This window comes from Roseibium sp. LAB1, assembly GCF_054658235.1.
In genome coordinates this window covers 498,996-520,934 of sequence record NZ_BAAGIB010000003.1, presented here as the reverse complement: position 1 = coordinate 520,934, position 21,939 = coordinate 498,996, and the positions used below count along the sequence as shown (strand labels likewise).

22 protein-coding genes, 1 tRNA gene and 1 pseudogene are annotated in these 21,939 nt (G+C 59.7%); 9 read left to right on the top strand and 15 right to left on the bottom strand.

Annotation, left to right across the window (positions count from 1 at the left end):
- Nucleotides 1–4: 4 nt before the first annotated feature.
- The 3 genes from ACYQ54_RS20455 to ACYQ54_RS20445 all read right to left on the bottom strand — a co-directional run bounded on the left by ACYQ54_RS20455 (nt 5) and on the right by ACYQ54_RS20445 (nt 3,367).
- Nucleotides 5–1,129, bottom strand: coding sequence for a GNAT family N-acetyltransferase (locus ACYQ54_RS20455; RefSeq protein ID WP_460085833.1), 1,125 nt, complete (start codon nt 1,127–1,129; stop codon nt 5–7).
- Nucleotides 1,119–2,540, bottom strand: a complete 1,422-nt coding sequence (locus tag ACYQ54_RS20450; RefSeq protein ID WP_460085832.1) for a lipopolysaccharide biosynthesis protein — start codon at nt 2,538–2,540, stop codon at nt 1,119–1,121. Before ACYQ54_RS20450 ends, ACYQ54_RS20455 begins: the two co-directional genes overlap by 11 nt.
- Nucleotides 2,541–2,968: 428 nt before the next feature.
- A complete protein-coding gene (locus tag ACYQ54_RS20445; protein WP_460085830.1) occupies nt 2,969–3,367 on the bottom strand; it encodes a YchJ family protein in 399 nt (132 codons plus the stop codon).
- Nucleotides 3,368–3,473: 106 nt separating this feature from the next.
- Here ACYQ54_RS20445 and ACYQ54_RS20440 point away from each other — a divergent pair, with 106 nt between their 5' ends.
- Entirely contained in the window at nt 3,474–4,445 is a 972-nt protein-coding gene (locus ACYQ54_RS20440) for an endonuclease/exonuclease/phosphatase family protein (RefSeq protein ID WP_460085829.1), read from the top strand.
- A 99-nt stretch (nt 4,446–4,544) separates the two neighbouring features.
- Here ACYQ54_RS20440 and ACYQ54_RS20435 read toward each other — a convergent pair whose 3' ends face one another.
- The gene (locus ACYQ54_RS20435) at nt 4,545–4,910 is read right to left on the bottom strand and encodes a c-type cytochrome (RefSeq protein WP_460085827.1); all 366 of its coding nucleotides are present in this window, start codon (nt 4,908–4,910) and stop codon (nt 4,545–4,547) included.
- A gap of 188 nt (nt 4,911–5,098) precedes the next feature.
- On the opposite strand from ACYQ54_RS20435, the gene ggt reads away from it, so the two are divergent.
- Nucleotides 5,099–6,844 (top strand): gamma-glutamyltransferase, encoded by a 1,746-nt coding sequence (gene ggt, locus ACYQ54_RS20430; protein ID WP_460085826.1) that lies wholly within the window; start codon nt 5,099–5,101, stop codon nt 6,842–6,844.
- 73 nt (nt 6,845–6,917) lie between these two features.
- Here the strand turns inward: ggt and ACYQ54_RS20425 are convergent, their stop codons facing one another.
- The 3 genes and pseudogenes from ACYQ54_RS20425 to ACYQ54_RS20415 form a co-directional block, all read right to left on the bottom strand.
- Nucleotides 6,918–7,307 (bottom strand): hypothetical protein, encoded by a 390-nt coding sequence (locus tag ACYQ54_RS20425; RefSeq protein ID WP_460085825.1) that lies wholly within the window; start codon nt 7,305–7,307, stop codon nt 6,918–6,920.
- A gap of 12 nt (nt 7,308–7,319) precedes the next feature.
- A pseudogene (locus ACYQ54_RS20420) lies at nt 7,320–7,475 on the bottom strand (TetR/AcrR family transcriptional regulator); the annotation flags it as partial.
- Nucleotide 7,476: 1 nt separating this feature from the next.
- Nucleotides 7,477–7,863: a hypothetical protein gene (locus tag ACYQ54_RS20415; protein ID WP_460085823.1), complete on the bottom strand. Its 387-nt coding sequence runs from the start codon at nt 7,861–7,863 to the stop codon at nt 7,477–7,479.
- Nucleotides 7,864–8,240: 377 nt separating this feature from the next.
- Here ACYQ54_RS20415 and ACYQ54_RS20410 point away from each other — a divergent pair, with 377 nt between their 5' ends.
- Entirely contained in the window at nt 8,241–9,026 is a 786-nt protein-coding gene (locus ACYQ54_RS20410; protein WP_460085822.1) for a ThuA domain-containing protein, read from the top strand.
- Between the two features lie 70 nt (nt 9,027–9,096).
- Nucleotides 9,097–10,164: a Gfo/Idh/MocA family protein gene (locus ACYQ54_RS20405; protein ID WP_460085820.1), complete on the top strand. Its 1,068-nt coding sequence runs from the start codon at nt 9,097–9,099 to the stop codon at nt 10,162–10,164.
- Nucleotides 10,165–10,445: 281 nt separating this feature from the next.
- On the opposite strand, the gene ACYQ54_RS20400 is transcribed toward ACYQ54_RS20405, so the two are convergent.
- Both ACYQ54_RS20400 and ACYQ54_RS20395 read right to left on the bottom strand, forming a co-directional pair.
- Nucleotides 10,446–11,477: an urea transporter gene (locus tag ACYQ54_RS20400; protein ID WP_460085819.1), complete on the bottom strand. Its 1,032-nt coding sequence runs from the start codon at nt 11,475–11,477 to the stop codon at nt 10,446–10,448.
- 497 nt (nt 11,478–11,974) lie between these two features.
- Nucleotides 11,975–12,049: transfer RNA gene (locus ACYQ54_RS20395), tRNA-Gly, on the bottom strand.
- A 244-nt stretch (nt 12,050–12,293) separates the two neighbouring features.
- Between ACYQ54_RS20395 and ACYQ54_RS20390 the strand changes: the two genes are divergently transcribed.
- From ACYQ54_RS20390 to ACYQ54_RS20375, 4 genes are all read left to right on the top strand, one after another.
- The gene (locus tag ACYQ54_RS20390) at nt 12,294–12,815 is read left to right on the top strand and encodes a prolyl-tRNA synthetase associated domain-containing protein (protein WP_460085818.1); all 522 of its coding nucleotides are present in this window, start codon (nt 12,294–12,296) and stop codon (nt 12,813–12,815) included.
- A gap of 139 nt (nt 12,816–12,954) precedes the next feature.
- The gene (gene trxA / locus ACYQ54_RS20385; RefSeq protein ID WP_460085817.1) at nt 12,955–13,953 is read left to right on the top strand and encodes a thioredoxin; all 999 of its coding nucleotides are present in this window, start codon (nt 12,955–12,957) and stop codon (nt 13,951–13,953) included.
- An 84-nt stretch (nt 13,954–14,037) separates the two neighbouring features.
- Nucleotides 14,038–14,715 (top strand): LON peptidase substrate-binding domain-containing protein, encoded by a 678-nt coding sequence (locus tag ACYQ54_RS20380; protein ID WP_460085815.1) that lies wholly within the window; start codon nt 14,038–14,040, stop codon nt 14,713–14,715.
- 53 nt (nt 14,716–14,768) lie between these two features.
- The gene (locus ACYQ54_RS20375) at nt 14,769–14,960 is read left to right on the top strand and encodes a Trm112 family protein (RefSeq protein WP_460085814.1); all 192 of its coding nucleotides are present in this window, start codon (nt 14,769–14,771) and stop codon (nt 14,958–14,960) included.
- A gap of 166 nt (nt 14,961–15,126) precedes the next feature.
- Here ACYQ54_RS20375 and ACYQ54_RS20370 read toward each other — a convergent pair whose 3' ends face one another.
- On the bottom strand, nt 15,127–15,423 hold the full coding sequence (locus tag ACYQ54_RS20370; protein WP_148583654.1) for a YggT family protein: 297 nt from the start codon (nt 15,421–15,423) through the stop codon (nt 15,127–15,129).
- A gap of 227 nt (nt 15,424–15,650) precedes the next feature.
- On the opposite strand from ACYQ54_RS20370, the gene ACYQ54_RS20365 reads away from it, so the two are divergent.
- Nucleotides 15,651–16,451, top strand: a complete 801-nt coding sequence (locus ACYQ54_RS20365) for a MipA/OmpV family protein (protein WP_460085812.1) — start codon at nt 15,651–15,653, stop codon at nt 16,449–16,451.
- Nucleotides 16,452–16,698: 247 nt separating this feature from the next.
- On the opposite strand, the gene ACYQ54_RS20360 is transcribed toward ACYQ54_RS20365, so the two are convergent.
- The 5 genes from ACYQ54_RS20360 to ACYQ54_RS20340 all read right to left on the bottom strand — a co-directional run bounded on the left by ACYQ54_RS20360 (nt 16,699) and on the right by ACYQ54_RS20340 (nt 21,584).
- Entirely contained in the window at nt 16,699–17,529 is an 831-nt protein-coding gene (locus ACYQ54_RS20360) for a pentapeptide repeat-containing protein (RefSeq protein WP_460085811.1), read from the bottom strand.
- A 436-nt stretch (nt 17,530–17,965) separates the two neighbouring features.
- Entirely contained in the window at nt 17,966–18,979 is a 1,014-nt protein-coding gene (locus tag ACYQ54_RS20355; RefSeq protein WP_460085809.1) for a patatin-like phospholipase family protein, read from the bottom strand.
- A 72-nt stretch (nt 18,980–19,051) separates the two neighbouring features.
- Nucleotides 19,052–19,834, bottom strand: coding sequence for a 3-hydroxybutyrate dehydrogenase (locus ACYQ54_RS20350; protein WP_460085808.1), 783 nt, complete (start codon nt 19,832–19,834; stop codon nt 19,052–19,054).
- A gap of 203 nt (nt 19,835–20,037) precedes the next feature.
- Complete coding sequence (locus ACYQ54_RS20345; protein WP_460085806.1) at nt 20,038–20,925, bottom strand: 4-hydroxy-3-methylbut-2-en-1-yl diphosphate synthase; 888 nt, start codon at nt 20,923–20,925, stop codon at nt 20,038–20,040.
- Nucleotides 20,926–21,029: 104 nt separating this feature from the next.
- On the bottom strand, nt 21,030–21,584 hold the full coding sequence (locus tag ACYQ54_RS20340; protein WP_460085805.1) for a hypothetical protein: 555 nt from the start codon (nt 21,582–21,584) through the stop codon (nt 21,030–21,032).
- Nucleotides 21,585–21,939 lie beyond the last annotated feature (355 nt).

Below are 21,939 nucleotides of genomic sequence, written 5' to 3'. Positions count from 1 at the left end.
CTCGTCATGACCGGGAACGCAGACGTTTTTTGACCGCCCGCGCAAACCGGCGCAGGCTTTGCTCAAACTTGAGATCCGTCTTGTACAACGACAGCTTCAGGCCACTGGCGTAAAGCATCGTGCCGGTTTCCAGCCGGCCGCGCCACAGTGGCTCGATCATCGAATGCCCGGGAATGGCCAGGGAATCCGCGCCCCTGAACCCCGGGATGGCCAGATTGGTCTTCAACGCCTGCAGCGCGATCTGGGCTCCGGGAGAATAGCGGGCGAATTCCTCGTCAAAAGCGATCTTCCAGGAAAACACCTTGCCGGCCTCCTGAAACAGCACCAGGGCGGCAACCAGTGTCTGCCCCGACCAGAGCTGATCGATCCGGACACCGTTTCGCCCGGCCATATTGGCGACGGCCGTTCGGGCAAAGTTCGCCGTATTGGACTGACTGACAAGAGCGGTTCCCGACCGGCCCTTCCAGCCGGAGGCCTCCAGTTCCAGAAAGGTCTCGAACCCGGCAATGGCATCCGGCCCGGCGAGGCTGCGGAACGTGGTTTTGCCATGGTCTCCCAGTCGGCGCATCAGCCGGCGCATTTCCTTGCGCCGTTTGCCGCTGTCGGCTTCGGCAAGCTGCGCCTTTCCCGTGGCTCCGGCACCGTGGCTCGCCCGGAACGACTTCACAAGCACCGCCTTCCTGCCGGAGCCGGCGTCCCTCAACCGGACTGCAGATTGGGAATGCAGCGGCAGATAGGGAATGGCGAGGGCGTCTCCAGGGTCTTTGGCGGCCGTCAGAAACGTTGTGATGGCCTCGGTACTCGCGTCCGGGTGGACCAGCGGCGTACCGAGCGGGGCAAACTCCGTTGCCCAGGTGGTGTTGACGGAGAGTGCCAGCCCGAACCGGCGGCGGCCGATAGGGGCCGCCACCAACCAGCGGCCACCAGAGCGTTCGCGCACCACGACAAGCCGCACCGGCCGTTTGCTCATCTTTTCCAGAAACGGACAGAGGAAATCCGGACCGAAGAATGGATTCGGGCTGAGAGCTGCCGCACCCAGTTCCCGCCAGGCATCCAGCGGCACATCGGCGCTCAAAGGGTCGAGGGACAAAACCTCGAGCTGCACGGAAGAAAACGGATCATTGGTCAACCGAACGGTTCCCGGAGAAAAGCAATGGCAAAACGAATGTCGTGATATTGAGCTTCCGTTTTGCCACTACCGCAAGGGCAGTGGCTTCAAAAAGGATCGCAAGACTTGTGGCAATAGCCGCGCCGGCCAGGCCGAGCAGCGGGATCAGAACGAGATTGAGTATGACGTTAAGGAAAAACGTCCCGGCGTAAATGCCGGCGCAAGTGTTCTGGTGCCCGGTCATCGTCAAAAGCGCGTCGGCAGGTCCAACCGAAGCACGCGCAAGCACGCCGATCATCAGGAGGGCTATCACCTCGTAGCCGCTTTCAAAACCGCTGCCGAACAGGGCCAGCAGAAGCGGCGCGATCAGCAGCAAGCCGGCACCTGCGGCCACAGACGGCCAGAAGGTCCAGAGGGTTGCCTGCCGCATGTAACCGGCAAGTCCCGAAAGATCCTGATTGTGGGTGTAGCTGGAAAAACGATGCGCCGATGCGGCCCGCACGGCAAAATAGACAAAATGCACCAGCGCCAGCGTTCTGGACGCAGCGAAATAGACCGCAACCTCGTCCGGATCCTGAAAGAAGCTGACCATGATCACGTCGGCACTTGTGATCAGTTGCAGGAATCCGTCGACCATCAGCATCGGCATGGAAACTGCCAGCCAGGATCTGAACTCGAACTTTGCAGGCCCGTCAGGGACCTGCGTACGCAGCCGCCGACGAAGATGCAGGAACTGGTAGAGAGCGACCAGAACCGTTGCCGCGACAGCCACCACGGCCGCCGTCACCGCATCAGGCTGAAAACCTGCGACCACCGCACCGACCAGCAAGAACAGGATCGCCAGCGGCCGCCAGATATAGGTTGGCAACATCGCCAGCGACGACCAGTCGTAACTGCGGGCAATGCCGTCCTGAACCAGACCGAATGCAAAAAAGGGCAGCGCCAGGAGAACGACCGTCAGCGGCTCGAAATAGGCGGTTTCGATGTAGGGCCGGAACAAGGTGACACAGCCGATGCCGATGACCGCTGCAGCTCCCCCGAGGAAAAACGCCATTTGCCGGCTTGTTCGCAGGAAACCGCGCAGGCGCGCCATGTCGCCGCTTTGCAGATACTGCGGGATGAACCGGCTGGCGGAGGTGGAAAACCCTCCGCAGGCCATCACGCCCAGCACGATCACGAAGGTCCAGGCAACCGAATAGAGACCGTAGTCATGAGCCCCCAACAGGCGGGCAAGCACGATCTGCGACAGATAGGCAAGAGCCGCGCCGGCAATCCGAGCCGCGAAGGTCGACACCACCATCCGGCCCGCCGCATGCCGGTCGCTGCCGCCTCCCTTCAGGAATTCCAGGATCTGATCAGCCCCCTTCCCCAATCCCAGAGGCGAGGCGACGCCTTGCAAACGCTTGGTCCAGGAGTTGGCGGAAAAACGCACGTAGGGGTCCCTTATGAGTACTCTTCCGTATTTGTGACATGAGGGACTTAATATTCTATGGCGATCAATCAAACGCACCTGGCTACGTTTCACAGATGTGTGATGACGTTTCGGAAGCCGCCAGAGCGTTGATTTTCCTTCATGTCCTGCCGGAAGACACCCTGCGTCCCTCACGTGCATATTGGCCGTTTCCGTGCTTGACGCCGGGCCAGGGAATCATGCTAAGAAGAACAAACGGAGAACGAAACTCGATTCGACCCTGTCGACGCCTTCGGCTGACCCTTGCCGCAGGCCTTCCCGATCTCCTTGTTGCGGATGTTGAGGGCTGCCTCCCCTTCTATCCGCAAATTGGTCCGGTCCCTGCTCCCGCCGCCAATCGCAGGGACCGGACGATTTTTTTAAACCAACAATCGAGACGGCCAGCCTGCCTAATCCGGCACGGCTTCCACGTAGTACCAGCGCCCGCTTTTCTTGCGGAACCGGCTCAGTTCCCGGTGCGTGTGAAGTTGACCGGCAGACAGGTATTTCGCTTCGAAAAGCACGGTGCCGTCACGGTCGGCTGGTCCGCCCTTGTCGACGGCCAATATGCTGAGACCCGTCCAGTGGCTTTCCGCCGCCCAGCGCGCGGTGCCTTGCGTATCGAAACTCGGCTGATACTTCGGCCAGAGCGTTTCTTTCAGATAGGCGATGAGTTGCCGGACATAGGCCGAATAGCGCGAGCGCATGAGCGCCTCCGCGGTTTCCGGCACAGCCTTGCCTGAAAGATACGGCGCGCAGCACAGATCGAAACCCTTGCCGCTGCCACAGGGGCAAACCTCTTCGCTCATTTGCCTCTCCCCCCATTCAGAGCCATTCCTGCGTCAACGCTCTCTACCACTTGGTCCTCCGCACGGCTATGGTTTCACAGACCCTTTCCAGCTTCGGGCCTGCTGAATGAAACTTGCCACCTTCAACATGGAATCTTTCGGCGCGGACCGGCACGACCCGGACGCGCTGACACCCCGTCTGGATGCGCTTCGGCCGAAGATCCTGGAGCTTGAAGCCGACATCCTGTGCCTGCAGGAAGTCAACGCTCAGAAACGAAAAGGTGTCACAGCACGTCAGTTCCAGGCCCTGGATCTGCTTCTGGAGGGAACGTCCTACGAGAAATTTCACCGGGCAACCAGCGAACGCCCTTCCGGAAAGGGGCCCGGTGACCGTCACAATCTCGTGGTTCTCTCGCGGTTTCCGATAACCAGGTTCTTCAGCCTCTACCAGACCAATGCCCACCCACCTCTCTGGCAACCCAACACCGCCGTGCCGGCCTATCGCAGCCCGCAGACGATCCTGTTCGACAGACCGGTCCTGCAGGTGGAAATCGATATCGGCACGGGCCGCCCCCTGCATGTCTTCTGTGTGCACCTGCGGGCGCCGATTGCGGCCATGATCCGCGGCGGCAAGGGGAAGGACCGGACATGGACATCGGTCTCTGCATGGGCTGAAGGGTATCAGCTCTCGGTGTTGAAACAGACCGCGCAGGCGCTCGAATTGCGCCTTGCCGTGGAAAGCCTGTTCGATGCAAGCGAGGACAGCCAGATCGTTCTGGCGGGTGATTTCAACGCAACCGGTGAAACCGGAACGCTGAGGCTGCTGCGTGCCGACCCGGACGACACCTGCTCACCGAAGCTCGCCGCACGCCGTCTCTACCAGCTTGATGCTTCGCTACCCCCGGAGAAGCGCCAGACGGTCATTCACAAGGGCAAGGGCCAGGCGCTGGACCATATCCTCGCCAGCGCCTCCGTTGCCCACCGGACGATTGATTTCAAGGTGTTCAATGTCGGCCTTCCCGACGAAGTCTTCGACGCGGATGAAGACGCCTATGCCGGCTCCTTCCACGCCGCCATGCTGGCCGAGTTCGAGTTTTAGCGGACTGGCGGAAATGTCTTCGTACAGATTACCCGATACCCAAAAAAGAGCCAGCCAACCCCGCTCCCTCACCATGAGGTTACGGGCAAGCAACGCGCCTCAAGGGGCCAGGGATTCGATGTAACTGGCCAGATTTGCGATCTCGGTGTTTCCGAGCGTCATGTTCGGCATTTGCGGGTGGGGATTGGCGAGAAAGGTTGCGAGTTTTTCTTCCGACCAGCCGGGATCCTTCGCCATGTCGTAGAAACTCGGGAGGGACACGCTGGACGCGCTGTTCTGCTCGTCAGACACCAGGTGGCAGGCAGAGCACCATTGCAGCGCCAAAGCCTTGCCGCTGGCCGCATCCCCTGCATGGACAGCACCTGCACCGGAGACAATGGCTATGCATACCAGAGCGGCACCGCTCAGCAAGGACCGTACCTTCAGGTTGAGGCACGGTTTCGAAACGGCATATGCGATGCTCATGGATCCTCCTTCAACCAGTCGCGTTCTGGCCTTCGTGCAGCTTGTCCCTTCAAGACTGCAGCCTATCTGATCATCTAGCCTTGCGCTGAATCAAGAACGACTTAAAGTTGCCGGGAAGATCGCTACGCCTGATGCGCGATCTGCCCGCCACTTGCCAACTCCTGCCATACCGGCGACCGGAGAGACCCATGAAACATTTTCTCAAATCCAGCTTTGCCGCCGTTTCGCTGGCGGCCGCTCTCGTTGCCGGCGTCGCGGCACCACTCGCGGCGCAGGATTCGCCGATCTATTCTCTGAAGGACCGTTTTCAGCCGGAAACGGCGCAAAACGGCATGGTCGCCAGCCAGGAGGCCGTTGCAAGCCGCGTCGGTGTCGACATTCTGAAAAAGGGCGGCAATGCAGTCGATGCCGCCATCGCCACCGGGTTTGCTCTTGCCGTCACGCTGCCACGGGCCGGCAATCTGGGTGGCGGCGGCTTCATGATGATCCATCTGGCCGACAGCGGTGAAACCAAGGCCCTCGATTACCGGGAACAGGCGCCAGAGGCTGCCTTCAAAGACATGTTTCTTGGAGAAGACGGCGAACCGGACAATCAGAAGTCCCGCTTCTCCGGACTTGCTGTCGGCGTTCCCGGCACCGTGGCGGGATTTGCCGAAGCGTTCGAAAAACACGGCAGCGGCAAGCTGACCTGGGCCGAGCTTGTGGCACCTGCCATTGGCCTTGCAGAGAACGGTATCGAAGTGACGCCGGATCTTGCCGCCTCGCTGACCGCCTCTGCAAAGCGGCTTCTCAAGGACCCGGCAAGCGCCGCGATCTTTTACAAGACCGGCGGCCTGCCATTCGTACCGGGCGAAACGCTCAAGCAGCCTGACCTTGCCAACACGTTGAAACGCATCGCCGACACCGGCGCGGCAGGCTTTTACACCGGTGAAGTTGCCGAAAAAATCGCGCAGAAGGTACAGGCCACCGGCGGCGGCATGACCACGGAAGATCTGGCCGGTTACAAACCCGTCTGGCGGGAACCCGTCACGGGCAGCTATCACGGCTATGAAATCGCATCGATGCCGCCACCTTCTTCCGGCGGCGTTCACATCGTGCAGATCCTCAACATGCTGCAAGATTACCCGCTGGCTGAATATGGCCCGAACTCCGCGGACAGTATCCACGTCATGGCCGAAACCATGCGGCGCGCCTATGCCGACCGCTCCAAATATCTGGGAGATCCGGATTTTGTGGAGGTTCCGGTCAAGGGCCTGACCGACCCGGCCTACGCGGCGGAACTCGTCAAAACCATCAAGATGGATGCGGCAACGCCCTCCGAAGACGTGAAACCTGGCGATCCGTTCCCCTATGAGAGCAACCAGACCACGCATTTTTCCGTTGTCGACAAGGATGGCAATGCCGTCTCCAATACCTACACGCTGAACTTTTCCTACGGCGTTGGCCTGACCGCCGACGGCACCGGCGTGCTGCTCAACAACGAACTGGACGACTTTTCCGCAAAACCCGGGGTCCCCAATGCCTACGGACTGATCGGCGGCACAGCCAACGCAGTCGAAGGCGGAAAGCGGCCGCTGTCTTCCATGAGCCCGACACTGGTATTCAAGGATGGCAAGCTTTTCCTTGCCACGGGCTCACCCGGCGGCAGCCGCATCATCACCACCACGTTGCAGATCATCCTCAACGTCGTCGATCACGGTATGAACATTGCCGAGGCAACCGCTGCCCCGCGCATCCACAATCAGTGGCTCCCGGATGAAATTCGGATCGAGGAAGGTCTTTCGCCGGACACCATCCGCCTGCTGGAAGCCCGCGGCCACAAGGTGGAGGTCAAGAATGCGATGGGGTCGACCCAGTCGATCATGCTGGTCGACGGCGTGCTGGCCGGTTCCTCCGACCCGCGCCGTCCCGGCGCCCTGGCCGCCGGTTATTAGGATACCGCGTTCCCTCAATCTGCCCCGGGCCCTCTTCGAGGACCCGAGGCTTTTTCTTGCCTGAGCTCCGGATTTACGTTTCGGATGCAGCAGCCGTCGCCATTGCAACAAGCTGCGCGAACCGCCGGTCGAGGGCGACGCGGTCTTCCGCCGGCATGTCCGGCCAAACAATCTGGCTGCCGACAAAGGCGGCGTATTCGATTTTTGCAACATCCGCCGCGAGCGCCGGTTCCAACCCTCCGATTTCGTAAAGCCGGGCGATGAAACCGGTTCGCAGGTCATCGACATCCCGGACGATCTCCTGCGCCTGCCGGTCTGACTGCGCGAATTCGCGCACGGCCCGCTCCAGCCGGTGGTCCAGACGGTTGGCAAGGTCGGACAGCTTGCGGGCGCGCAATGCGCCTTCTTCGGCCAGGGTCTGGTCGGCAAGGTCCAGCGTGTGACGCTGTTTCCAGGCAAGCATCAGGGCTTCCACGAAAGCGCCGTGATCCTGGAAGTGATGATAGAACGAACCGCGGGTACGACCGGCTGCAGCGCAAAGCGCCTCGATGGTCAGTCCCGCCGGACCGTCCTTCGCAAGCTGCGTGAGGCCGAGATCAAGCCAGTCCGATTTTCCGAAACGCTTCTTCAGGTCAGCTCACTCCACTCAGAACACCCAGCACGCCCAGCACGACAATCGGCAGAAACAGCCAGCCTTGCGGCATCTGGCTGTATTTCTGCTTCTTCAGCGGCGGCACCGCAAGGCCCAGCAGACAGAAAGAAGCCGTCAAGGCTGTCGCCACCCAGCCAAGGTCGAGGCTTTCGGCCCGTGTGCCTGCAAGGGCGAACATGACCGCGATCATCGCCAGGACAATCGTGACGATGTGCCAGCAGTAGTAAGCGACATATTTCGGCACCGGATGCAGATCCGCCGCATTCAGCAGCGGCACGGCAATCGTGCGTCCACCCGCAAACGTGTGGATCAGGCAGACGGCAGCGGACAAACCCGCAGCCGCCAGCAAGAGACCATTCATTTCCATCTTCACCTCCATAACAAACCATAACATATGGTATGTTTTCACGAATGAGCATGACGGGAAATGCGGCGGTGGGTCACAGCAGAGAAGGTCTGGCCACACTGCTGCGTCGTTGTCTGGTGCGTTTTTTTACCGGCGTCTGATTTTCGTCGGGTGGCCTTTGCCCGGGATGACCCCGCAGCTGTCCTCAGGTTCACTCGCGCCGGTTTGGAACCCTCGATGCGAACTGTGATCGAATATTACAGCCCGTCCGATTGACAGTATAAAACCCTGATGCTAGCGCTATCCAAAGCGCTTTGGAGGATCATTTCAGGGAAAGCGCTTTCTATCCTGAATTCGCAAACAATTCTGCCAACATCTGAACAACGGGAGAGGCTGCAATGCCGATCAGAGCCGTGGTCTGGGGCGAAAACGTCCATGAACAGCACAACAAGATCGTCGCGGGTGTCTATCCGGACGGCATGCACCAGTGCATCGCCGATACGCTGAATACCGATCCTGAAATCACCGCCACCACGGCAACCCTGCAGGAGCCGGAACACGGCCTGACGAAGGAACGCCTTGCCGAAACCGACGTCTTGCTGTGGTGGGGTCACGCTGCCCATGGCGACGTTGCCGACGAGGTGGTCGAGCGGGTCTGCGATGCCGTCTGGTCCGGCATGGGCATCGTGTTTCTCCACTCGGCCCATTTCGCCAAGCCGTTCAAGCGCCTGATGGGTGGCCCGTGCAACCTCACCTGGCGTGAGGCCGGCGAGCGTGAGCGCCTGTGGGTGACCAGCCGCAACCACCCCATCACCAACGGCCTGCCGGACAGTTTCGAGCTGGAGATGGAAGAAATGTACGGCGAACCCTTTGGCGTGCCGGAACCGCTGGAAACGGTCTTCATAAGCTGGTTCCAGGGCGGCGAGGTGTTCCGTTCGGGCCTGACCTACAAGCGCGGAGCGGGCAATGTCTTCTACTTCCGCCCGGGGCACGAGACCTATCCGACCTATCACAATGCCCATGTGCAGACGGTGCTGAAGAACGGTGTCAAATGGGCCTTCAACCCGATGGCCCGTATCGCCGATCCGAACGCTGCCCCCAACGTTCCGGTGGAAGCCGCGCCCGAAAAGATCGAGGAACGCGGCCCCAGGCTGCACGCCGACGGCGAAGAAGGCTTCCGCTGATCCGCACCCTTTTCCGGACCGGCAGCCTTTTGCCGGTCCGGCCATTCCCCAAACGCTGAGGGAGATCCCCGTGACCTCTGCTGCTACTCCTCTTCGGATCCTGATTGTCGGGACCGGCAACATGGCGCGTACCCACGCGGATGCCTTTTCAAAGATCGACGGTGTTGAAATCGTCGGTGGTGTCGACCGGCGCCCGGACGTGCTCGCTCATTTCTGCGACGCGTTCTCCATTCCAAATCGCTTCGCGACACTGGAAGAGGCAATCGCCTGGGGCGGTTTCGATGCTGCCGCCAATGTGACCCCGGACGCCGCGCACCATTCAACCACACTGGCCTTGATGAAGGCGGGCAAGCACGTTCTGTGCGAAAAGCCGCTGGCGACCAACGCCGCCGATGCCCGGGAAATGGCGGATCTTGCCCGCGCGCAGTCCCTGATCGGCATGGTCAACCTGAGCTATCGCAACGTCGCCGTGCTGCAGAAGGCCGCCGAACTGGTCGCAGTCGGCCGCCTCGGCGCGCTTCGCCACTTCGAGGCCTCCTACCTGCAAAGCTGGCTGACACAGCCGGCCTGGGGCGACTGGAAAACCGAAAGCCAGTGGCTCTGGCGACTGTCGAGCGCACATGGCTCCAAGGGCGTGCTCGGCGATGTCGGCATTCATATCCTCGACTTCGTCATCTTCGCCGCCGGCAGCCCGGTCAACGAACTGTCCTGCCGACTCAAGACCTTCGACAAGGTCGAAGGCGGCCGGATCGGCGAATACACGCTCGACGCCAACGACAGCGCCACCTTGCAGGCGGAACTGGAAAACGGCGCGCTCGGCACGATCAGCGCGACACGGTTCGCCTCCGGTCATCTGAACGACCTGCGCCTGCGCCTTTATGGCGACAAGGGCGGTCTGGAAGTGCGCTTCGAAAAGGGCACCGAGAGCCTGCGCATTTGCGAAGGCGAAGGTCTCCCGTCCGCGACCTGGTCTGACATCGAGGTCGGCCCGGTGCCGACGGTCTACCAGCGTTTTGCCGCCGCGATCATGAACGGCGCCCCGGCGGACCCGGATTTCGACCACGGCGCCCGGCTTCAGGTCGCGCTCGACCTCGCAGAACGCTCCCACGCGCAAAACGGCTGCTTTCTGAAAGTCTGAGCCGGACAGGTGAATAGCGAGCGGAGCAGCTCCGCTCCGCTCGCTTAACAGCCCTTCCACCGTCATCCCGGACACAGCGAAGTGAAGATCCGGGAACGGAGAGCCCCTGATCTGGCAGTCTCGAGGAACAGGAAAGGCTCTGGCCTCCCCGGTCCCGGCTTGCGCTACGCTTGGCCGGGATGACGATGGAGAGGCTAGAGAATGGCGACAGGCTGGCCGGATGCGGTGCTATGGACGCTAATGCCACTTTGGCGTTGCTGACTTCTGAGTTCTCTGCAGGTTCAGCCTTCCCGCAACGCCTTAAGATAACGCCTGCGGTTGACCTCCGGCGTAACGGCATCAGCCGGCGCAATCGGAACAAGGGCCGCAAATCCGTTGACGCCGATCAGCATCAGCCAGGTCACGATGACAAAGGTTGAGGTCAGCACCGGCATGCCGATGGGCTCCAGAAAGATTGCGACGGACGCCCAGAGCCAGGTCGACACGACAACGCCAAAAAGTGTGTAGAGAGCGGAGGCTGGCGTCAACACCAGGAAGAAGCCCCCGAGCGCGATCGCCGTCAGGGCGGCGTTGTAGCCGAACAGCCCGTCGCTGATCGCCCCTTCCGGCGCGCCGTAAAGAACGGCGACAAAGGCCGCCACATTGGCCCCCAGCAGCGCCATGATCGCACTGACACGCGAATTCACGGCGATACCGAGCAGGATCAGATATCCGCTGATCCAGTTGTCCTGAAAGAAGATCTGACCGATGGCATTGCCGATACCCTTGTACCAGGTCGCCAGCGTGTACTGGACCGTGCCGTCATACTGGGTGGGCGACACGGGCTTGGCGAGCGGCCCGGCATCGATGCTGTGGAACTTCAGGACGGCAAACAGGAACAGCCAGCCGACCAGCACGAACGGCATTGTCAGCGGCGCGACCCGGTGCGGGCCAAGCAGGTTTGCCAGGCTGGTGAAAACCATCGCCGTCATGGCGGAGCCGAAGGCGATATAGACCGTCAGATAGACGGACGGAACAGCGCCGTAATGGAAATCCTCGCTCGTGAAGGCAATCAAGGCCAGCGCGACGAGGCCCCCGTTGAAGCCGAACAGTCCGTCGCGGATCAGCTCCTTGTCCGCCTGCAACAGAACCGCCGTCGCGGTGGAGATGACCACTCCGAAAACGGCAATGGCCCCATAGATCGGCGAATTGAAGAAAAGCGCGCCCAAGATGATCAGACCCGAGACCGGATTGTTCTGAAACACCACCTGCCCGATCCCGCGCAGGCACCAGTCGGCAAAACCGAAAACCGGATGTTCCTTCAATGCGTTCAATGCCTTCCCCCCGACTGCAATCGGCACGCGGGCACGGTAACACGACCCGGCAAAAGGCGCGGAACTATTGAACGCGGAGAGATCATTTTTTTTGAAACGCGACCAGAAGTGCCGGACAGCCGGTTCCCGAAGTGTCTCTTTGGGCCTGAAAAGCTTCGGAATGTGCCAGGCAGGATCTGGATGGATCGGCACAGGACGCCAAGCGCTGGCAGTCACTGGAACTGCAGCGGAACCGGGTGGTTCCACTGCAGCCAAGTTGGGTACTTGAGGCAAAGCAAAAGACGGAGACCACCGGCAACCGGCCCCACCGCATAATGCCCGCTGACAGTACTCCCTGGCCCCTGCAACTTCGTTCAGGTTGGGAGCCGGGTTTGTATCAATGTTTAGACGAACCTTGAAATACTGCCGATAGCGCGCGGCAAGCCGCCAATCCCGGAACAAAAACAAAAAAACCGGTATTCTTTCGAATACTGGCTTTCTGGACCTTTCGGTCGAATTGGAGCGGGCGATGGGATTCGAACCCACGACCCCAACCTTGGCAAGGTTGTGCTCTACCCCTGAGCTACGCCCGCATAGCGTCCCTGGTCCGTGGCGGTGACCGCCTCGGCGTCGGTGGCGCAGTATATGAACTATGCTGAGACGGATTGCAACACCGAAATTGAAGAATTTTTTTTGGCCATCCATTTGTGGATTTCCTGTGAAATCAACGCCGGAAAATCGCGGATTTCTGCCGCTTGTTCTGCTTGCATCCCCTTGTGGCGGGCTGCCAAATCGCGTTAGACAGCGCATAAGCTCTCAAAATTCTCAGGAAAACTCATGCCGGCGACACGCGACGACCTACTGGCCTTTTTCGAGGAACTCGGGATCCCTGTCACGACAGTGGATCACGAGCCCGTTTTTACCGTTGCCGAGTCCGGCGACCTGCATGACCGCATTCCCGGCGGTCACACCAAGAACCTCTTCGTCAAGGACAAGAAGGGCCGGCTGTTTCTGATTGTCGCCCTGCATGATGCCGAAATCGACCTGAAGAAGGTTCATCAGATCATCGGTGCGCAGGGGCGCGTCTCCTTCGGCAACGCGGATCTTCTGATGGAAGTGCTTGGCGTCGAACCGGGGTCGGTGACGCCGTTTTCGCTGATCAACGATCGCGAAGCCCAGCGCGTCACACCTGTCTTTGACGCCGCCATGATGCAGCATGAGGTGCTCAATTATCACCCGCTGAAGAACAACGCGACGACGGCGATTTCCTCCGCCGACCTTCTGAAATTCGCCTCTGCCTGCGGCCACACGGCACAGGTTCTGGCGGTCAGCGAAGAGGCCAAGGCGGCAGGGCTTTAGCAGCCCGCTTCTTTCAGCAGGCAAAGGCGTTTGTATTTCGCGCGCAGTGGCTCCATGTTATGGGCCAACTCAACCATTCAACGGCATTCACTTTGAGCCGGGATGCCTCAGGCACCGGCCGGAAATTTCGAGGCGGCACATGAGCAACGGCAATTACAGCATCGGCGGCCAGGTCGGCGGCGGCTTTGGCGCCAGCATGGGCGGCGGTTACGGCGGCCAGGGTGGTGGAAACATGGGTGGCGGCAACGGCGGCGGTGACGCCCCTGCCGGAGACCTGATCTTCGACGTCACGACGCAGACCTTCATGGCCGATGTCATGGAAGCCTCCCGCCAGCAACCGGTTCTGGTCGATTTCTGGGCGCCCTGGTGTGGCCCCTGCAAGCAGCTGACACCGCTCATCGAAGCCGCGGTGAAAGCCGCCGGCGGCCGCGTCAAGCTGGCCAAGATGAACATTGACGACCATCCGGAAATTGCCGGCCAGATGGGCATCCAGTCGATCCCGGCCGTGGTGGCTTTCAAGGACGGCCAACCGGTGGACGGCTTCATGGGTGCGCAGCCGGAAAGCCAGATCCAGGCCTTTATCGAGCGCGTGGCCGGCCCCGCACCGGTCAGCCAGACAGACACGTTCCTGGAGCAGGCCGCAGAGCTGCTGATTGCCAAGGATTACGGCCAGGCGGCCCAGCTTTTCGGCGCCGTGATGCAGATGGAACCGGACAACGTGACCGCGATTGCCGGTCTCGCACAATGTTATCTCGGAGCCGACGACCTGGAACGGGCCAAGCAGGCGCTTGAACTGGTTCCGGAAGAAAAACAGGCGGACGAAGCCTATGTGGCCGCCAAGACCGCATTGGAACTGGCCGAACAGGCGGCCTCCCTGGGCGACCTCGCCGAGTTTCAGGAGCGCATCGCCAAGGACCCGCTCGATCTGCAGGCCCGTTTCGACCTTGCCCTCGGCCTCAACGGCAAGGGCGACAAGGAAGGTGCGGTGGACCAGCTGATCGAGATCGTCCGCCGTGACCGGGAGTGGAACGAGGATGGCGCGCGCAAGCAGTTGCTGCAGTTCTTCGAAGCCTGGGGCTTCAAGGATCCAGCCAGCGCCTATGGTCGGCGCAAGCTTTCTTCCGTTCTGTTTTCTTGACGACCGCCGCAACTGACACACATTTAGGAAACAGCACGAAGCTGGCAGTCATGCTGCGATAAAGACAACAAAGAAGGCATCGGAATGCAGGCGGGAAATGCCATTTACGAAACCATTGCGGATCTGCCTCCGATCCTGCCCGTGTTTCCGCTTTCCGGTGCGTTGTTGCTGCCCCGCACACAGTTGCCCTTGAACATTTTCGAGCAGCGCTACATCGACATGGTGGATGCCGCATTGGCCGGTAACCGCCTGATCGGAATGGTCCAGCCGTCTCCCGACCGCCATTCGGACGATCCGGACAATCCGGCTCTCGCCAGCGTCGGCTGCGTCGGCCGGCTGACCAGTTTTCAGGAAACGGGCGACGGCCGCTACCTGATCACGCTGCAGGGCATCACACGGTTCGCCCTTGGCCGGGAACTAGAGGACTACAGCAAGTTCCGGCAGATCGAATGCGATTTTTCGGCCTTTGCTCACGATCTCAAATGCGGTCAGGGCGAAGAAGATGTCGACCGGAACAGCCTGCTCAGGACCTTGCGTGACTATCTGGACGCCAACAATCTGGAAGCCGACTGGCAAAGCGTGTCGGAAGCGGAAACCGAAGTGCTGGTCAACGCGCTGTGCATGATGTGCCCTTACGGCCCGCAGGAAAAGCAGGCCCTTCTGGAAGCCCGTGACCTGAAGACCCGGGCAGAAACGCTTGTTGCCATCACCGAAATGGATCTCGCCCGCTCACAGAATGACGGCGGGACCACCTTGCAGTGAGCACCCCTCACCAGGACGGGACCGTGACGCACCAACCTGAAAGACATGCAGAAATGACTGAACCGACCGAACGCCCGGTGGACCGCAAGCTGCTGGAACTGCTGGTCTGCCCCGTGACCAAGACCACGCTTGAATACGACGCGGAAGCCAGGGAGCTGATTTCGCGCACCGCCAAACTCGCCTACCCCATCCGCAACGGCATCCCGATCATGCTGCCGGACGAAGCACGCAAGCTCGACGGCTGAGCGGGCCGGCCAGGAAAAAGCCCGGGCGATTGACCCGGGCCTTCATGGAACCACAGCCCCCTCTCCGCCATCCGGATGCAGGTGCATCGGGCCCGGCCGTGGGGAAAAACCTGAAACGGCGGCATGACGCCCGGACGGATTGCCCGGGCCCTGCGCGGCTGGCGCGTCAGTAGCCCCGGAACATCGGCAGGATGTTCAGGATGATCAGCTGGCGTACGAAGATGATCAGAAGCAGCAGGATCACCGGAGAAATATCGACACCACCGAGGTCCGGCAGGAACCGGCGGATCGGCCTGAGCGCCGGCTCTGTCAGGTTGTAGAGAACCCGGCCGATGGAATTGATGATCTGATTGCTGGAGTTGACGATGTTGAAGGCATAGAGCCAGGAGAAGATCGCGCTGGCGATGATCACATAGGTGTAAAGTTCCAGGGCGAGCAGTATCACGTTGAAGAGTGCGGTCATGGTCCGGTCCGTTGCCGTTCAAAATCTGGTCTGCCCTCATGTAGCTTCCTGACAGCCCTGCTGCAAGACGGCAGCATCAGCGACATTTGATTGTGCTTAAGTTCCGCACCCGCGATATGGCGGTGCGGAAATGCAACAGTCCCGCAAAACCCTTCAGCCTTAGGGTTTGAGTAAGCTCTACTCGTGCTATCTTCCTGCCAACGGAATTCCTTGTCGGATGGGTATTAATGTTCAAGTTGATGACGCGCGCCGCGCTGGCCCTTGGTCTTAGCGTTGTGTCTGGAGCCGCTCTGGCACAGAGCGGAGACCTGTCTGCTCAGGATGCGAACCGCCAGTTCGTGGTCGACCTGGGTGTCGGGGCCATTGTCAAACCGCGTTATGAAGCGGCAGACTCCTATCTGGTCTACCCCTTCCCGATCATTTCTGTTGGCCGGTTCTACTTCCCGGGCCTTGGCCAGGTGGTCGACGGTCGCCGCAAGTCCGGTGTGTTCTTCTATCCGTCCTTCAACTTCATCGGCGAGCGCAAGGCCAGCGACAGCACCGACCTGACCGGCACCAATACCATCGACTGGGCGCTTGAACTCGGCCTCGGTGGTGGTTTCCGCACCGAACATTTCCGCGCTTTCGCCGAATTGCGCCAGGGCTTCAACGGGCACACCGGCCAGGTTGGCCAGCTGGGGCTCGACGGCATCGTCTATCCGGCGGAAAAGTGGGAAGTCAGCTTCGGTCCGCGTGCGGCCTTTGCCTCTGACGAATACATGGACACCTATTTCGGCGTATCCTCGTCAGAGGCTGCCAACAGCGGCGGGCGCCTGACGAAATTAAATCCGAGCGCCGGTTTCAAGAGCGTTGGCCTGGCGGCCCGTGCCAGCTACGACTTCAACGACGACATCCGCCTGCACCTGCAGGGCGGCTATGACCGGCTTGTCGGCGATGCGGCGGACAGCCCGATTGCCAAGAACGGCAGCGAAAACCAGTTCAGCATCGGTGCGGGCGTCACCTACCGATTCGCTTTCGACCTGTTCTAGAAAACAGCCTTCTGCAGATTTTCCGATGCTGCTGCACCACGTGCGGCAGCATCATTGCTTTTGACCGGCAGGTTTGCCGGACGGACGGCAGAGCCCGAGCGGACCACACAGCATTGCAGACCGAAACGGTTTGACGCTTTCCTGCCTCTCCGTGACCCAGCTGCGCAAGAGCGCATCCGGGCCTTTGTGCAAAGGCGGGCCCGCCTTCCGTCAAAACCTCTTGCCTGATTGTTCGCCGCTGCTGCGCCTAGTAGCTGCAGGGAACGAGTTCGATGCCGCGTGGCAGCTTGGTGTTCTCGTCACCACAGGCCCCGAGGATACGTTTGGGGTCGAGATTATAGGCACCGGTCAGATCGGCACCGGCAAGACGGGTGCGGCGCAGGAGAGCGCCTTCGAAATCAACACCCTTCAGAATTGCGCCTGACAGGTCCGAACTGACCAGCCGCACTCCGGTGAAATCCGCTCCTGAAAAATCCGCGTTGTGAGCCTTGACCCTGTCGAGCTTGGCCTGGCGCATGCGGGCATCCTGGAAATTGGCACCGCTCATCTCCACACGTTCCAGGTTCGCATCATCCATCTTGGCTCCCTTGAAGGAAGCCTCGTCCGCAATCGACCGGGTCAGCAGCACATTGCGCATGTCCGCGCCGTCAAAAATGGCGCCATTCGCTTCAACCGTATTCAGGTCCGCGTCCCGAAGGTCGGCGTCCTGAAAATTCGACTTGTTCAGATTGGCTTTTTCCAGATCGACGGACCGCATGTTCGAACCGGTAAAATCGCTGCCGGAGAAGTCCGCCCGCTCTGCTTCCGTCCGCCGGAAATCGGAATTCTTGAAATTGGCGTCTTTCAGCACGGCTTCCTTGAGATCGACTTCTCGCAGATTTGCGCGGGAGAAATCTCCGTTTTCAAGGACCAGACCGCGAAGTTCCGCCAGCCGAAGATCACAACCGGGGCAACCACCCTTATCCTTGATCTCGGCCATGCGCGCTTCGTCACTGCCGGCCTGTGCTCCACCGGCTGCCGCCAGCAGGACCATAGCTCCGACGCAGCCTGCAAAAACCCGGGTCACCCTGTTTTTCATCGCGAATCCCTTTGCCAATCTCGTTTAAAGATAGGTCGCACTTGTGGCGGTTGAAGGACTGTATCCGATCAGAAGATTGAAAAAGTGAGAAAATGAGGCAGATCCGCTTCACATCGCGGCGATCCTTTGCCGCAGGGCAGGGTCCGGCCTGCCGGGAAGCGAGGGAGGGAAGAAGCAGGCGGGGTCGCAGATGCCCGCTCCTTCCATCCATCTAAGCGCTGACGACGCACTACCTGACAATCAGCGTGCCGATCAAAACGCAAAAGCCTTGCCAATTTGTTTTCGAAGCCGATCAAACCAGATCTTGTTCTAACCAGACCACCCGACACAAGATGCTGAATCTGTTTAGGCTTTCTTCACACCTGCTGCATTGCAATTTGCAAGGCCACCTGCGAACACGGCTAACAAAAGGTTAAGAAAGTCATCAAACCGACGGTCAGGAAATCTCGCCCTTGACGTCGATGGTCGAGCGTTTGCCGATATCGTCATAGTGCCGCTCGAGCCAGTCCTGCGCGGTCTTGCGCCCGAGTTCCTTGAGCTCGCTCAGAAACTCCCATTCGGCGTTCAGTTTCGACGAGGCTTGCAGGGGCTTCAGCTCTCCAGCGGATATCCGGTGCATGTTCACCTTCATGTACTCTTCGCTCGACAGCTTGCCTTCCTCGATCAGCCGCGTAACGAAGTCGATGGCCCTGAGTTCGCGGAGTAGCGTGGAATTGAAGGTGATCTCGTTGAGCCGGTTGACGATCTCTCGCGCTGTCTTGGGCACCTTGCGCCGCTCGATCGGATTGATCTGGATAAGCATCACGTCCGGCGTATCGGTGTCGTAGAACAGCGGATAGAGTGGGGGATTGCCCATGTAGCCGCCATCCCAGTAGGGTTCACCCTCGATTTCCACTGCCTGGAACACCTGCGGCAGGCATGCGGACGCCATGACCGCATCCAGCGTGACTTCCTTTTCGCTGAACACGCGGATCTTGCCGGTGAAGACATTGGTCGCCGAGACGAAGATCTTCATGTGCTCGCACTGGTTGACCCTGTCAAAATCGACGGTCTTTTCCACCACATCGCGCAGCGGATTGGCGTTGAGCGGATTGAATTCGTATGGCGAGGCAAACCGCGTCAGCACATCGAAGAACAGATAGCTGGGGGAATGATCAAGGCTCCACTCCCCCAGGAACACATCCAGCGGCGAGCGCTGGATCGGGCTGTATTTGGCCTGCCGGCTGACCTCGTACCAGAAAGCTTCAAGATGCTCTCTCGCACCGTCTTCGCCGCCGTCCTGCATGCCGCTTGCAAGCACTACCGCATTCATGGCACCGGCCGACGTGCCGCTGATGGCGTCGATCTTCAGCCGCTTGTCTTCCAGGAACCAGTCCAGAACACCCCAGGTGAAGGCACCGTGCGCGCCGCCACCTTGAAGGGCAAGATTGATCTTCTTAGGCGCGGCCATGACGGCTCCCTTGTTCCGGTACTTCAGCAGTGATCGCGGGCGGACAACAGTCCGCACAACGAAAAGCGCGGGTCAGTGCGCAGTCCAGCCGCCATCGATGGGCAGGATGGACCCGGTGATCGACGCCGCCGTGTCGGAGCACAGGAACACCGCGTAGCCCGCCACCTGCTCGATGGTCACGAACTGCTTGGTCGGCTGGGCAGCCAGCATGACGTCGTTCTTGACCTGCTCTTCGGTCATGTTGCGCGCCTTCATTGTGTCGGGGATCTGCGCTTCCACCAGCGGTGTCCAGACATAGCCCGGGCAGATGGCGTTGACGGTAATGCCCTGCTGCGCGACTTCCAGTGCCACTGTCTTGGTGAGGCCGGCGATGCCGTGCTTGGCCGCCACATAAGCGGACTTGTAGGGCGAGGCGACCAGCGCGTGGGCCGATGCGGTGTTGATGATCCGGCCCCAGCCCCTGGACTTCATGCCGGGCAGCGCCGCACGGATGGCATGAAAGGCGGACGTCAGGTTGATGGCAATGATCGCATCCCATTTTTCGATCGGGAATTCGTCCACTGGTGACACGAACTGGATACCGGCATTGTTGACCAGAATATCGACACTGCCGAATTCCTTTTCCGCATCGGCGATCATGCCGGCGATCTCGTCGCCCTTCAGCATGTTGGCCGGCGAATAGGTGCAGCGCACCCCGAAATCTGCCTCGATGGCGGCCCGGGTCTTCTCGATCTCTTCTGCATCGCCCAGCCCGTTGATCACGACATTGGCGCCCTTTTCCGCAAAAGCGCGAGCACAGCCCAGGCCGATGCCCGAAGTGGACCCGGTGACGACGGCGGTTTTGTTGGCAAGCATTTGGGATCTCCCTTGATCAGCGGATCATCGGCCGGTTTTGTCCGGCCATCCGGAAACGGATCTTTCAAAAGCGTACAGGCCTCGGTCTGCATTCAGCGAAATGCAAGAAGGCTCCTGGACGGAAGAAATTTCAGGCACACATTCGAACAGTTATCGCCGCACTGCAACATCGGAATGATGAAATTTGATCCATGTTGACTTCGTCAGCGCCGGTTCATGCGCTGTGCACCGGCCAGTGCCTTTCTCGCCTTTTCCCGGGCCGCATCCTTTTGCGCTTCAGCCCTGGAAAGATCTTCCTGTCGGAGCCCGAGCTTTGCGGCGAAGCGTTCGCGGATGAGGCCGTAGAATGTCGCGTGCAGGCTGGCAAATGCCCAGACCAGGATCAGCATGGTGCCCATCGGGAAGACCGCCGAACGGACCTGCTGCCACAGCACGCTGGCTGGCAGCAACCCGTCGCTGACCCCGAGCACGACCGCCCAGATGCCGACCAGAAAACCCGCAAGCAGGCTCATCACCAGCGCAGCAAAGGCCATGGCCCAGCCGAGGCCGGATGTTGCCCGCCAGCTTTCTTTCAGCGTCAGCGGATCGTCCACGGCCGCTGCCGGCAGCACCACGGAAAAGCGCTGCACGACCATGAGCGCAATGAACGGCGCCAGGAACAGGAGCAGCAACCCGACACCCGCCGTGACCGCGGCCAGCAGCAGGGAAACGATCACGAGCGGCATCAGCGACAGGGCACCGATCAGGCTCAGCACAATCTGATTGAGAATGACGCGGATGTTGCGCGCCCCGAAGGTGACCGGAAAATCCCGCGCGTCGATCAGAATGCGCCGGACATAGGCAATGGCGATGGAAAAGCCGACAAGCAGATTGGCAATGGCTGCCAGCGCCCTGAGCGCGCCCTCATCTGCCGCGGCGACAGGCTCGGTCATGTAGGAAACGGTCTTGAAGCCGCTTTCCGGCATCAGCGATCCGCCAATGGCGAAATTCAGGGCGACCAGAAGCAGGATATAGGCCCAGCCGGTTTTCAGTAGCGTCCCGAAATTGTGCTGCGCCAACGACAGCGAACGTTCCAGAACGGTGAAAAACATGTTCAGCTCCGGTTGCTTGCAACGGCCGCAGGATACGCGATTCAGGCCGGCGCACCAGCCCTGCCGAACACTCCATGGGCGCCGCTCCGAGCCCTGTTAGCTCATCATCCAGACACGCGCGACATTTCTGCGGCGTCGGGCGTTCTCAGCGTTGAGATTTTATAGGCAGCGGATACGACAGCCACCGTAAAGAGCACAAGACCAGCCAACAGCGACGACTTGGCAATCAGAAAAGCGACCAAGACTGGAAATCCATACTCGGATTTATCAATGAATTGAAACACTTCCACATAATATAATCCTGGAAAGAGTCCAAAAACGAACCAGTAAGGTATTGCCAATACGCAGATTGCGAGCGTCATAGGCCAGCCAAATCCTGCCCCCTGACGCCAAAATGAACCCGATTGCTGCTCGGCGCTCCAAACGAACGCAGGCATGACGAATGCAAGCCGCAGCAATATTGGCGATACTAAAAAAAAGACCAAACCCAAAAAAATCACAGGAAAAACAAATCCCATGAACTGGATGCTTCCCAAATCATAGTAAGGAAGCAAAATTGAGTTGAAGTAGTCCGGATGACCGGTAGAAAAAGTCGCCCATTCCACGAAATTCAGAATGGTTAGGCCTGAAAAATTTCGACAAAGAAGCAAGATGGCCACTGCTATTACTGAGACCGCACCGCAGGCCAAAAAACCTGCAACACTGTTTGAAACATGCCTTGGCGCTACTTTCCGTAACCAGGCGTATTGAAGCGCTGCAAGAACAATGCAGCAGCCAACAAAAAAGGAAGCGTCGAAATAGTTTTAGAATATAAATGGATCAATGCTTTGCGTTGCAACGGAAAAATATTCGTATTCATTTCTTTGAAAGCCAAATAGCGATAGCAAAAGAACAAAAACAAGAGAGAAGAGCTTATTCCTGGCAATTAAGAAAACTGCGCCTTGAAAAACATCTTTGATCATTTTGAGCCCCGGAATTGGATAAACCTAATCAATGACCTGACTCTGCGAAGTT